Below are 12,212 nucleotides of genomic sequence, written 5' to 3' on the forward strand. Positions count from 1 at the left end.
AGGCCGGCTACCCGCCGGGCAGCGCCACCAGCACGGTGTCGTCCGGGTCGGGCAGCGCGACGATCCCCTTGCCCCGGCCCGCGCCCGGGCAGAGCACCGCGAGCCAGCCGGCGTCCAGATCGCCGTACGCGGGCAGCGTCACCCGGGCCCGGCCCAGCCCGTCCGGGTCGTCGACGTCGGTGACGGTGCCGAGCGTGACAGTCGCCGCCGGGGGCGCGGCCGACGGCGGCGGGCCGGGCGGCGCCGTGGAGAACCGGGTCAGGTGCCCGTCGGCGTCCACCGTGTGCACCACCTCGGTGAGCACGTACACCCCGGCCAGCGGCTCGGGGACGCCGGCCAGCGCGATTCGCCGGCCCGGCCGCAGCGCCGGGTCGCCCTCCGCGGTGCCCTCGGCGGTGACCAGCGCCGCCACCCGGGCGTCCAGCCCGGCTCGGGCCAGCGCGGCCAGCTCGTCGTCGCTGCGGCCCGGCTGGTCCACAGCGGTACGCACGCCGTCCGCGCCCACGTCGCCCGGGTCCGGGCGCAGCGGGATGCGCCGCCCGCTGCGCGCCTCGTCCGCGCGCTGGCTCAGCGGCTCGGCGCGCTGCGGGTGCCAGCCGAGCACTGCGCACTCCGCGCCCGCCCGGTCCAGGTTCTCGGTGATCCGCAGCGCGTGCACCGTCTCGCCGAGCGTCAACGGCAGCGGCTCCCCGTACCCGGCCAGCGTGCACAGCCGCAACCGGTCACCGTCCACGCCGAGGTGCAGCCCGGCGCGACCGGCCACCTCGCACAGCAGATCCAGGTCGGTGTGCCGGTGCTGGAGCAGCCGGTCCAGGCGCGGCCCGTCGTCCTCGGCCGCCACGCTCAACCCCAGCCCGGCACACAGGTCGGCGGCCAGCTCGGCGGCGGTCACCGACTCGAACACGCGCAGCTCCTGCCGCTTGCGCAGCCGGTGCAGCGGGTCGTACGCCCGGATCCGGGCCAGCGCGGCGCCGTCACCGGCGTACTCCCGCTCGACTGCTGTCACCTCGCCGGTGAACAGCGCCTCCGCCTGCCCGTCGAGGCGGACCTCGACCGTGGCGCCGGGGCGTACCGGCGGGTCGAGCGGACCCGCGCCGGGGGCGGCGGCGAGGGTCAGCTCGCACTGTGCCGGGCGGTCGAGGCGGGCGGCGACGCGGATGCCGCGCAGCCGGGCCGGATCGGCCAGCGGTCGCCCGTCGACCGTGACCAGGGCGGCCCGGCTCACGGCGCACCCCCGGCGGCCGCTCGCCGCGCCGGGCTGGTCGCGTGGCGGGTCACGGGGTGCCTCCCGTGGTGACGGCGTCCGGCGGAACGGTGGCGGCGCCGACCGGCGGGACGGCGAGCGCGGTGCCGGCGGGCACGGTGAGCGGGTCGGTGATCCGGTTGTGCTCGGCGAGCAGCCGCCAGCGCAGCGGCGAGCCCAGCGCGTCGTGGGCGAGCAGGTCGAAGCGCACCCCGGACCAGCCCGGCTCGGCCGCGCCGTCGGCGGCGGCGACCACCGCGGACCCGGGCGCGACAGCGGGTGTGCTCGCCGTGGCCAGTTCCTCCTCGAACCCGGCGCGCGCCGCCTCCGCGCCCTCGGCGACGCGGACCAGCTTCAGCCGCAGCCAGGAGCGCCGGGGCGTACCGGTGAGGGTGAACGCGTCGAAGCGTTCCGCGATCGCGGTGATCACGCCCGGGACGTTCCAGGTCTTGCCCCAGACCAGGCGGACCAGCGGCGGGCGTAGCCAGCCGTGCTCGACCGCCGAGTTCTCCGCCAGCATCCACAGCGGCCGGGTCAGCGCGCGGACGTCCTCGGGCCGGGCCGGCGACTCCACGAAGTCGACGTCGAAGAGCAGGTCCAGGACCAGTTCGGTACGCCCGCCGCCGGTGAAGACCAGCGGGTCGTCGGCCAGCCCGGCGCCGGTCAGCGGCCCGTCCGGTCCGCCGCGCGGGCGTACCCCGGCCAGCCGGGTCACCTGCACGGTCTCCGGGTTGAGCAGGCAGTCGACCCGGGTGCCGGACTCGTCCACGAGGAAGGCCACGCGCTCCATCAGTCACCCGCCTGTTCCCGGTCCAGCCGGGCCGTGTCGCTCCACCGCGTGGGCTGCGGGGCAGGCCACGCCGGTTCGGCCGGGAGCGCCGGCCACGGATCAGCGTGCGTCCCGCCGCCCTCGGCCATCCCGGTCGCCACCTGGCCCGTCGTGCGGGTCGGGTCGGAACCGTCCGGCAGGGCCGGCCACGGGCTGCTGTACGTGGGACGCGCGGGCCACCGCCCCTGCCTCTCCCCGGACGCCGGGTCGTGTCCGCCCGGGTACGGCAGGCCGGCGGCGCGCCCCGGGTACTGGGCGACGGATCCGTCCCTTGTCCCGTCGCGACCGTTCGTTGATCCGGTTCGACCGCCCTTGATGCGTGCGGCCGGTCCGCGCGGCAACGACGGTGGTGCAGCCGCGAAGGTGAGCGGGGGCATGTCCCCTCGACCGGACGGCACGTCCGCTCCGGCGATGTCGTCCCTGCGCGTCGGCCGGCCCCGGTCGACCTGTGGGAGGTTGCGGAGCGGGTCCACCCGGTCGGGGCCGGGCCTGCGCTCGGACGGTGACGGCCGGTCCGATTCGCCGGATCCCACGCGACCCGGCGACCCGATCGTGTCCCGGCTGCCGGCGGGGTGTACGGGCCCGGCGGTGCCAGCGGGCACGCCCGGGTCGGTGGGCCGACCGGTGCCGTCGCTGCTCGCGCCCCTCATGCCGGTGAGGGCCGGCCTGAGGGCGCGAGTCACCACCGGCCGGCGTGCCGGGGGCGCGCCACCGATGGTTTCCGTGGTGCTTGCGGTACCGGTCGGGCCGACGGCGCCCGGTGATCCGGTCCGGTCCGGCATACGCGCCGCTCTCGTCCTCTCCGGTGCCCCGGCCAAGCCGATCGGCTCCGTCACGAACCGGTTCGCGGGTTCACCCGCAGACGCCTCGTTGTCCCACGACCGCGAGGCCCCGTCCGAGCGGGACCGGGCGCCCGGCGTCGGCGTGGAGGGCGCCGCCCCGCTCACTTCCCACCCGGCACTCGTCGCTCCCGGCGACCGCGCACCGCGCCCCGGCTCCGAGTTCCCGCTTCCCGAGATCCCCGTCCCACTTCCCAGGAGCTCCGGGAGATCTTGGTAGGAAACGGCCCCTATAGGGGCCCTTTCGTACCAAGATCTCGGCGGGCTGTTGCGGAAAGCGGCGAGTCCGTTGATCAAACGTGCCATCCAGCGCCACCGGCCCTTCTGGCGCCGCTCGTCGGAGAGCGGGGGAGGAGCGGAAACCGGCGGAAGGTCGCGCAGCAGGCCGGGGGCGTGCGCCGCCACCAGCCGCCGCCAGTGCTCGGGCGGCTGACCGGGGGCGGGCTGCTGGCCCGGGGCGGGCGGCGCGTCCTCGGGCGGGGCCGGACCGGACAGGCGATCCGCGGTGACCCGCAGCGCGCGGGCCAGCCGGTCACGCGCCCGCCGGGGCGGCGGCACCGCCGGCCTCCAGTTCCAGGCCCTCGTACGCCAGGGTCAGCGCCTCGATGGCGATCTCCTGCGACAGGGTGTTCAGGTGCGCGCCCCGCCACCGGGTCGGCCAGGCGTTGATCATGTTCCAGCGCAGCACCTCGGCGGTGCCGGCCGGGTCGAGCAGCACCACCGACACGTTGCGCCGGTTGACGGTGCCCTTCGCCGCCGCGTTCACCCAGTCCCACAGCTCACGCGAGCTGGTCAGGCCGAAGTGGAGCGTGACCGGGGCGTACTCGACCTGTCCCGGCACGGCCCGGATGCGTTCGTTGCCCGCCTCCCGGTACGACAGCGCGGGAATCGCCACCTCGAAGCCGCTGACCTCGGTGAAGTGCCCGTTGGTGATGCCGTTGATCAGCAGCTTGAAGTGGTAGGCGCGGTACGGGTCGACGGGCGCCCCCGGCTGCGGCGTCGCGGTGGTGGGCATGTCAGCCTCCGATCGTCTCGGTCTCGGTGCCGCCGGCCCACTGGCTCAGCTTGAACACCACGAACTCCGCGGGCTTGACCACGGCGATGCCGATGTGCGCCACCACCATCCCGGCGTCGCGGACGTCGGCCGGGTTGGTCTCCTCGTCGCACTTGACGAAGAACGCCTCCTCGGGCGTACGGCCGAGCAGCGCGCCGTCGCGCCACACCCGGGTGAGGAACGCCCCGATGTCGCGGCGGATCGAGCGCCACAGCGTGAAGTCGTTCGGCTCGAACACCATCCAGCGGGTGCCGCCCGCGATGGCCTGCTCGATCGAGATGGACAGCCGCCGTACGTTCAGGTAGCGCCACTCGCTGGCCTCGGCGGCGAGCGTACGGGCGCCCCACAGCCGGATGCCCTCCCCGGCGAAGAAGCGGATCACGTTGACGCCCTTGGGGTTGAGCACGTCGTGCTCCGGCCGGGTCACCCGGTACGCGAGGTCGACGGCGCCGCGTACCGGCTCGTTGGCGGGCGCCTTGTGCACGCCGCGCAGCGCGTCGGTGCGAGCCCAGATGCCGGCGACGTGCCCGCTCGGCGGCGTGAGCACCAGGTCGCCGCTGAGCGGGTCACGGACCCGGATCCACGGGAAGTAGAAGGTGGCGTAGTCCGACTGCCGGGGCCGGTCGCCGCCGGTGCCGGGCGGTTCGTCGTCCGCGTCGCCCGGCGTACCCTCGGCGGGTTTGTCGGCCGACGCGGATGAAGCGGCCGACGCGGGCTTGGGCGGCTTGCCCGGCGTGGCGACGCGGGTGAGCCGGGAGACGTCGGTGACCTCCGGCGGCGGGTCGCAGATCGCCACCATGGTGCGCAGCCGCTCGGCCATGCTGATCAGGGCCTCGTGCGAGACCGGGTCGTGGTAGCCGGGCGCGGCCACTATGGAGACCTCGTCGATCGCCTCCAGCAGCTCCAGGCCGCCGCGCCGCCCGCCGGTGCCGGTGAGGCGGCCGCCCTCGCCGACGTTCACCACCCAGCAGCGGGTGCCGCCGTTGTCCAGGAAGCCGAACACGGCGCGGGCCAGCGGGGTGCTCTCCAGGTGCTCGCCGTCGGCGTACAGCCGCAGGAACTCGGTCCAGCTGTTCACCGCCAGCGCCTCGCCGACGTGGGCGCCCCGGTCGGGCGCGACCCCGACGAACGCGGCGGTGCTCATGCCGACCGGTCCGATCGGGCGGGCCCCGCTCGGTACCTCCTCGACGTAGATGCCGGGGGAGAAGTAGGTGGGCATCGGTCCTCCTCGGACGTCAGTCGGGCGCGCGGACGACGATCAGGTGGTCGCCGTCCGGATCGAGTTCGGCGGTGTGGACGCGTCCCGCGCCGACCAGCCGGATCCGCACCGGGGCGTCCGGCGCGTCGGGGTCGTGCGGCACGCCGGTCAGCCGGAACCGGCCGGCGGTGTCGGTCTCGGTGGCCTGGGCGGTGCCCACCAGCTCCACCCGGACGGCGGCGAGCGGCTGGTCCTGCGGGCCGACCACCCGGCCGTCGAGCGTGCGCATGCCGAGCTGCCGCAGTCGCAGCGGGTGCCGCACCGGCGGCGCGACCGGGACCGGCCGGTCGATCCGGGCCGGCACGTCCAGCAGCAGCGCCGGCCGGGGCGCCACGCCGAGCGCCCGCCACAGCGCCGGGTCGCCGGTGGCGAGCACCAGCTCCGGCCGGCCGGACGTGGTGGCGGCGGCGAGCACCCGGTCCAGCGCGGGCAGCGCCGCCGGCCCGCCGCCGGAGACCAGCAGCCGGACCACGAACCGGTACGGCTCGCGCGCCGCGCCGCCGGTGGCGGTCTGCCGGGCCGGCCGCAGCTCCAGCGGCCAGACCGTGAGGCCGCCGCCGGGGTCGTCGCGCGGCGGGCCGACCGGTACGGGCTCACCCGCGGCTCCGGTCAGCCAGCTCGCGACGTCCGCGACGGCCGCCTCGATCGCGCCGGTCATCGCGGTGGCGTCCCCTGGATCCGGTACGCGATGGCCTCGTTCCACACGTGCGGGTAGACGCCGATCTCGAAGTAGCGGGTGAACCGGTTGATCGGCGCGTTGGTGTGGTCGTGCCAGAGCAGCCACACCGGGGCGATGGTGAACAGCACGTAGTTGAGAGCCACGAGCGGCAGGTAGAACGGGCCGAGCAGCCGGGCCTGGAACACGTGCACGTCCTCGTGGCGCTGGATTCCTGGGCTGGAGCCGGCGCACACGGTGCCGATCGTGGTCGCGTACCGGGGTGAGACGCCCTCGATCACGTTGACCCGGCCGCTGCCGGCCGAGACGATCCGGTCGAGCTGGTGGCCGAAGACCAGGTGCAGGGCCAGGAAGAGCGCCCCGGCGAACGTGTTGAGCAGGCTCCAGGTGTGGTCGACCACGAACAGGAAGATCCCCTTCGGGTCGGGGCCGTACGTGCCGGCGGACGCGGACGCCCAGCCGAAGGGCGCGCCGACGAGCCGGCCGACGACCGCGCCGGCCAGCAGGCCGACGGTGCCGGCGGCGAGTTGCCCGAGTACGGCGCCGAAGACGACCTGGACGGCGGCGCTGAGGATGCCGAAGATCATGGGGTCACCTCTCTCAGACCCAGGAGCGGACGTAGCGGGGCTCGTGGCCCTGGGCGAGCTGGGTCGGCGACGCCTGCGTCGCCTGCCGGTTACCAGGGGGGAGCTGGTTGACGCCGAGCGCGGCGGAGAAGATCACCAGCCCGTTGAAGAACGCGATGATCCACTTCTCCGGGCCGGCGTCGGCGGCGAACGCGGCGGTCAGGTAGGACAGCAGGAGCGCGAAGCCCAGCGCGATCCACTTGCGCGCCTTGTCGCCGCTCGGGCCGATCAGCCCGCCGATGACGTTCGCGGCGAGCAGGGTGGCGGCGCTGGCGCCGGTGAGGCTGCCCAGGGCGGCCCAGGTGAAGAGATCGTTCACGGCGATCCCCCTCTTTTCGATGGTGCGGTGGTGCAGGTCGGGGTGGGATGGTGCGGCGGCGTTCCGGGTCACGTGACCCAGCCTCCGCCCGGTGTGCTGGTGGGCCGCCGGCGCGGACGCCGTCGGTGGTCGGTGGGCTCAGGCCGGCGGACCGGCGGGTCGAGTCGGTGCGTCGGGCGCGGCCGGGGCGCCGGTGGAGGCCGGGGCGGGGTCGGCCGGCACGCCCGGGCCGGTGGTCGCCGTCGCGTCCGGGCCGCCGCGGGAGCGCCCCCGCCGCATCAGCAGCACGAGCACGACGGCGGCGACCAGCAGCAGGACGACCACGGCGGCCACCACCGGCAGCCACGGGAAGGAACCGTCACCGGTCACCACGGCGGCCGGGCTGGTGGCCGGCGGCGGGGGCGCCTGGGCGACGGCGCGCAGCTCGGACGGCTTGGGCTGGTTGGCGACCACCTTCCAGGTGACCGAGCGCCCGGTGACAGTGCCGTTGGTGTCGAGCACCCGGCCGGGGAACGTCACCGAGATCTCGAACGCCATCAGCGTCATGAACGCCTGCTGCTGGCGCGGATCCTGCTGCCCGAACTTCCCGCCGTATTTCTTCGGGTCCAGCGGGAGCGAGAAGCGATACAGATCATCGTCCCGGACAAGATTCACGCTTTCGCTCGTGAATTGTGCCAGCGGTGTTTTCCGGTACGTGATCTGAATGCCGTACGAGGTGGCGTCCTCGTACCGGGTCTCCGCTCCGGGCGGAAGTGAGGGAATGTTCGGCCGCAGTTCCGCGAAGGCCACCGCCGGGTCCGGGTTGCGCTGCTTGAGCACGGTCTTCGGCGCGGTGAGCAGGAGCTGACCGGAGACCGTGTCGTCGTCGTTCACGGTCAGCCCGAGGTTGAGCTGCATGCAGCCGCTCAATATCGCCACGAGGGCGAGACACACCGCGAGGCGGAATGCCCGGCTGCGGCGGAGTCTCGTATTCATGCGCTCAGTGTGAGCCGGTGCCGCCCGCCGGGCAGTCCGTGATCGGTCGCCGTTCTGTCGCCGATCTTACCGGCGTCCTCTCCCATTCGGACGACCTCGAAAACGTGAGCGATCGATATTCTGAAGGATTGTCACGACGCGGATTCGCCGGGCCGGCCGCGCCTTCACCGGAGCGTGAGCCGCCGTCACCGCGCCGACGACTCCGCCGCGACGATCCGGAAGACCGGGATGCCGGCGGCGACCCGGGCGAAGTCGTCCAGCGGGGCGTGCCGGTCCACCGGCGCGTGCGGTCGCGCGCCGGGGGCGAGCGCGAGGTGCCGGCGCAGGATCGGTGGCCGCTGCGCCACCGGCACCTCGACCAGCCGGACCGGCTCGCGGCGGCGACGGCGCAGCACCACGCGGCCTCCCGCGGCGCGCACGTTCGCCACCCAGTTGGCCTTCTCGCCCAGCATCGACACGACGTACCGCTCGCCGTCGTGATCGGCGACCACTATCGGCACCGAGATGGTCCGCCCGGTGCGGCGGCCGGGCACCTCCATGGTCATCCAGTGCCGCGGAGCGAGGCCGAGGCCGTACTGCCACGCCGCCAGCCCGTTCAACATCCGGGCCGGCCGGCTCGGCCGGCCGCCCCGGTACATCCACGTCATGACACCGCCCATCGGGCCCCTCCTTCGCTGTACCCGTCGACCAGCAGCGCGCGGCGGCGCTCAGGCGCTCTCGCGGGCCACCAGCGTCGACGGGAACGCGGTGCTCGGGGCGACCGGCGCGCGCGTCAGCACGGCCGTGGCCGCGGCGGCGGCGATCCGGTCCACCGGGTGGGTCGCGGTGGTCAGCGGCGGGCTGCTGATCGCCGCGTACGGCAGGTCGTCGAACCCGGCCACCGCCACGTCGTGCGGCACCCGCACGCCGCGCCCGCGCAGCGCGGCGATCACGCCGAACGCGGTGGCGTCGCTGGCCGCGTAGACCGCGTCGGCGTCCGGCCACCGGCGCAGCGCCTCCAGTGCCGCCCGGCCGCCCCGCGCCGCGGTGAAGTCGCCGGTGACCAGCCGCTCCGGCGACCCGGACTCCCGCATCAGCTCCCGGTACGCGGTCACCGACCGTTCTGCGCAGCTCAACCAGCGCGGCCCGGTGACCATGACGACGCGGCGCCGGCCGGTGGCGTACAGGTGACGCAGCACCTCACCCGCGCCACCGGCGTTGTCGACGTCGAACGACGGCACCGCCGGAGAGCCCTGACCGATCGAGACGACCCGGCCGCGCAGCCTCGGCGGCACCGCGTCCAGCGCGGCCTGGGTCGTGTTGACCAGGATCACCCCGCACACGCCCCGGTCGGCGCCCAGCCGGGTCAGCCCGGACGGGTCGGCCAGCGGCAGCCACTCCAGCGCCACCCCGACGCCGTGCGGCGCGCCCACCCGCGACGCCGCGCCCACCACCCGGTGCACGTACGGGTCGTCCAGCACGGTGTCGTCGCGGCCCACCACGGCCACCACCAGGCGTACGCCCGCTCCGCGCACCAGCGACCGGGCCGCGAGGTCCGGCACGTAGCCGAGGTGCTCGGCGGCGGCGTGCACCCGGGCGCGGGCGTCCGCCGAGGCGAACCCGTAGCCGCCGAGCACCCGGGAGGCGGTGGCCCGGGACACCCCGGCGCCGCGGGCGACGTCGTCGAGCGTGGCGGGACGTGCGGTCGGCGTACCCATGTCCGCATCATGCCTGCTCCGGCGCGGATGGGCGAAGCCATAACGGCGCTTGTGGTGGAAGCGCTCTCAGGTGTGCGATTGTCGTCGGGAACCAGACGGGGGAAGGGACCACCGCACCGTGAGCAGCACCATCGACGCACCGGCCGGGAAGCGGCCACCGGCGCCCCGGGCGGTGCTGACCGCCCGCAACGGCGTCGCCGTCGTCTTCGCCCTCAACGGGCTCGCGGTGGCGAGCTGGTTCTCCCGGGTCCCGGCGGCCCAGGAGGCGCTCGACCTCAACCCGGGGCGGCTCGGCCTGCTGCTGCTCTGCGCGTCGGCGGGTTCGCTGCTGGCCATGCCGACGGCCGGCCTGGTCACCCAGCGGCTCGGGCCCGCGCGCACTGTCGCCGTGTCGGTGGTGCTGGTCTCGCTCGGCCTGACCGTGGCGGGTCTGTCCGCCAGCCTGGCCGGCTCGGTCGTCGGGGTGGGGTTCGGCCTCGCCGCGTTCGGCTTCGGCTCCGGCATGTGCGACGTGGCGATGAACGTCGAGGGCGCGGCCGTGGAGAAGCGCCTCGGCTACACCATCCTGCCCCGGTTCCACGCCGCCTGGAGTCTCGGCTCGGTGGCCGGGGCCGGGCTCGGCGCCGGCGCCGCGCACTTCGGCGTACCCGTGGGCGTGCACCTGCCGGTCCTGTCCGTGCTGATCCTGGCCGGCAACCTGGTCGGCGCCCGGGCATTCCTCGCGGCCACCGCCGAGGCGGCCGGGGCCGGGGAGCCGGCCGCCCGGCGGCAGGCGCTGCTGGCCGCCTGGCGCGAGCCCCGCACCCTGCTGGTCGGCCTGCTCGTGCTGGTCATGGCGTTCACCGAGGGCAGCGCCAACGACTGGCTCGCGGTGGCATTCGTCGACGGGTACGGGGTCGACGAGGCGGTCGGCGCCGCCGTGTTCGGCGTGTTCGTGGTGGGCATGACGATCGGCCGCACCGTCGGCACCGTCGCCATCGACAGGTGGGGCCGGGTGCCGGTCCTGTTCACCACCATCGCGATGGCGTCCGCCGGCGCGGCGCTCGCCGTACTGGCCGGGAACGGCCCCCTCGCGGTGGTCGGCGTCGCGCTGTGGGGGCTCGGCGCCTCGCTCGGCTTCCCGGTCGGGATGAGCGCCGTCGCCGACGACGAGGACAAGGCCCCGGCCCGGGTGAGCGTGGTCGCGGTGATCGGCTACACCGCCTTCCTGGCCGGCCCGCCGCTGCTCGGCTTCCTCGGCGACCACTTCGGCGTGCTGTCCGCGCTCGGCGTGGTGCCGCTGCTCCTGCTGCCCACGCTCGCGCTGGTGCCGGTGCTGCGGGAGCGCCCCGCCGCGCCGGACACGCAGGCCGGCGCAGCGGCGGCGAAGGTCGGCTGAGCGGGTCCAGCCGACTCCCACCGCGCTCCCAGCCGCCTGCCAGGCCGGCGTGCTGCACTGGAGCGAACGCCGAGGAGAGGAGGCGGGCATGGGCTGGTTCAGCCGCCGGGCCGCCGACCCGACGACGCCCACGAAGCTCGACCGCGAGGCGACCAAGGAGGACCTGGCGCAGCTGGAGGCGTTCGTCACCAGCCGGCGCGGGGTCGAGTTCTACCTGGAACCGGAGACCACCGCCACCGACACCACAGTCGTCGCCATCGCGCACGACGGTGAGTGGATCCGCCGCCGTACCGGCTCGCCCCGCGCCGCCGGCAAGATCGCCCAGAAGCACGCGGTGCCGCTGTACGAGGCGGCCCGCACCGGCTACCCGGAGCGGATGCGGGCGTGGAACCGGGCCCACCCGGAACGCCGGGCCCGCTGACCGGCGCGGTCAGCCGGTCAGCGCGGTGACGAGGGCGTAGCCCAGGAACGCCGCGCCCAGGCCCGCGGCCACGCTGAGCGCCGCATTCGCGTACGCGAGGCGGCGCTTCCCGGCGCGGGCCAGGCGCAGCGTCTCGTAGCTCAACGTCGACCAGGTGGTCAGCGCGCCGCAGAAACCGGTGCCGACCAGCGCGGTCACCGCCGGGTCGACGGGCGCCGCGAGCAGGCCGCCGAGCAGCAGCGACCCGGCCACGTTCACGGTGAGCGTGCCCCACGGGAACGGTGAGCCGTGCCGGGCCTGCACCGCCCGGTCGGTCAGGTAGCGCAGCGGCGCGCCGAGCGCGGCGCCGAGCGCGATCAGCAGGACGGTCATCGGCCCGCCACCGTCTGGGCGGTCACGGGGCCCGCCCGTGCCGGGCGGCCAGCAGGCGCGCTGTCACCGCGTCCCCGGCCGCGACCGCGGCCAGCGCGCCGAGCACCGTGGCGGCCAGGTAGACGCCCGCCGTCGCCGCCGCGCCGTCGGTCAGCAGCCGCTGCGCGTCGACCGCGTACGCGGAGAACGTGGTGAACCCGCCGAGCACGCCGACGCCGAGGAACGGCCGGGTCAGCGGGTGGGCCGGGCGGGCGGCGAGCATCGCCGTCAGCGCACCGATCAGCAGGCAGCCGGTGACGTTGACGGCGAACGTGGCCCACGGAAACTCGCCGGGCCGGTGCGGCACCGCCGCCTGCGCGCCCGCCCGCGTGAGCGCGCCGAACACGCCACCGGCGGCGATCACGCCGAGCACGGCCGCCGGGTGCGCGGACAGTTCCGACCGGTCCGCCGGTACGCGCAGGTCGACGTCCGGATCAACGCGCGGATCCGACACCACACCTCCCACCGCCCCCGCGAGCATAACCC

The 12,212-nt window shown here is 75.4% G+C and carries 14 protein-coding genes; 2 read left to right on the forward strand and 12 right to left on the reverse strand.

The genetic code is table 11. The features are described from left to right. Positions 1–7: 7 nt before the first annotated feature. The 10 genes from BAW75_RS16355 to BAW75_RS16405 all read right to left on the reverse strand — a co-directional run bounded on the left by BAW75_RS16355 (position 8) and on the right by BAW75_RS16405 (position 9,516). The gene (locus tag BAW75_RS16355) at positions 8–1,225 is read right to left on the reverse strand and encodes a contractile injection system protein, VgrG/Pvc8 family (protein ID WP_244206136.1); all 1,218 of its coding nucleotides are present in this window, start codon (positions 1,223–1,225) and stop codon (positions 8–10) included. 49 nt (positions 1,226–1,274) lie between these two features. Beyond that, positions 1,275–2,033: a CIS tube protein gene (locus tag BAW75_RS16360; RefSeq protein ID WP_104114127.1), complete on the reverse strand. Its 759-nt coding sequence runs from the start codon at positions 2,031–2,033 to the stop codon at positions 1,275–1,277. Between the two features lie 1,410 nt (positions 2,034–3,443). After that, a complete protein-coding gene (locus tag BAW75_RS16370) occupies positions 3,444–3,926 on the reverse strand; it encodes a phage tail protein (protein WP_043323571.1) in 483 nt (160 codons plus the stop codon). A gap of 1 nt (position 3,927) precedes the next feature. Then, positions 3,928–5,184: a phage tail sheath family protein gene (locus tag BAW75_RS16375; RefSeq protein WP_104114129.1), complete on the reverse strand. Its 1,257-nt coding sequence runs from the start codon at positions 5,182–5,184 to the stop codon at positions 3,928–3,930. 16 nt (positions 5,185–5,200) lie between these two features. Next, complete coding sequence (locus BAW75_RS16380) at positions 5,201–5,881, reverse strand: carboxypeptidase-like regulatory domain-containing protein (RefSeq protein WP_104114130.1); 681 nt, start codon at positions 5,879–5,881, stop codon at positions 5,201–5,203. Beyond that, positions 5,878–6,486 (reverse strand): glycine zipper family protein, encoded by a 609-nt coding sequence (locus BAW75_RS16385; protein WP_104114131.1) that lies wholly within the window; start codon positions 6,484–6,486, stop codon positions 5,878–5,880. The genes BAW75_RS16380 and BAW75_RS16385 overlap by 4 nt, the downstream gene beginning before the upstream one ends. 13 nt (positions 6,487–6,499) lie before the next feature. After that, positions 6,500–6,844: a hypothetical protein gene (locus BAW75_RS16390; protein ID WP_064445749.1), complete on the reverse strand. Its 345-nt coding sequence runs from the start codon at positions 6,842–6,844 to the stop codon at positions 6,500–6,502. 138 nt (positions 6,845–6,982) lie between these two features. After that, the gene (locus BAW75_RS16395; protein WP_244206137.1) at positions 6,983–7,819 is read right to left on the reverse strand and encodes an LppM family (lipo)protein; all 837 of its coding nucleotides are present in this window, start codon (positions 7,817–7,819) and stop codon (positions 6,983–6,985) included. Positions 7,820–8,004: 185 nt separating this feature from the next. After that, positions 8,005–8,478, reverse strand: coding sequence for a nitroreductase/quinone reductase family protein (locus BAW75_RS16400; RefSeq protein ID WP_104114133.1), 474 nt, complete (start codon positions 8,476–8,478; stop codon positions 8,005–8,007). A 48-nt stretch (positions 8,479–8,526) separates the two neighbouring features. Next, entirely contained in the window at positions 8,527–9,516 is a 990-nt protein-coding gene (locus tag BAW75_RS16405) for a LacI family DNA-binding transcriptional regulator (RefSeq protein WP_064445751.1), read from the reverse strand. A gap of 118 nt (positions 9,517–9,634) precedes the next feature. Between BAW75_RS16405 and BAW75_RS16410 the strand changes: the two genes are divergently transcribed. Beyond that, positions 9,635–10,894, forward strand: a complete 1,260-nt coding sequence (locus tag BAW75_RS16410; protein ID WP_104114134.1) for an MFS transporter — start codon at positions 9,635–9,637, stop codon at positions 10,892–10,894. A gap of 88 nt (positions 10,895–10,982) precedes the next feature. Continuing rightward, complete coding sequence (locus BAW75_RS16415; protein ID WP_030499339.1) at positions 10,983–11,315, forward strand: hypothetical protein; 333 nt, start codon at positions 10,983–10,985, stop codon at positions 11,313–11,315. Between the two features lie 9 nt (positions 11,316–11,324). On the opposite strand, the gene BAW75_RS16420 is transcribed toward BAW75_RS16415, so the two are convergent. Together BAW75_RS16420 and BAW75_RS16425 are read right to left on the reverse strand one after the other, a co-directional pair. Next, positions 11,325–11,687 (reverse strand): fluoride efflux transporter FluC, encoded by a 363-nt coding sequence (locus BAW75_RS16420; protein WP_104114135.1) that lies wholly within the window; start codon positions 11,685–11,687, stop codon positions 11,325–11,327. A gap of 22 nt (positions 11,688–11,709) precedes the next feature. Then, a complete protein-coding gene (locus BAW75_RS16425; protein WP_244206141.1) occupies positions 11,710–12,207 on the reverse strand; it encodes a FluC/FEX family fluoride channel in 498 nt (165 codons plus the stop codon). Positions 12,208–12,212: the final 5 nt, after the last annotated feature.

Origin of the sequence: Micromonospora chalcea (genome assembly GCF_002926165.1) — a bacterium.
GTDB classification, from domain to species: domain Bacteria; phylum Actinomycetota; class Actinomycetes; order Mycobacteriales; family Micromonosporaceae; genus Micromonospora; species Micromonospora chalcea.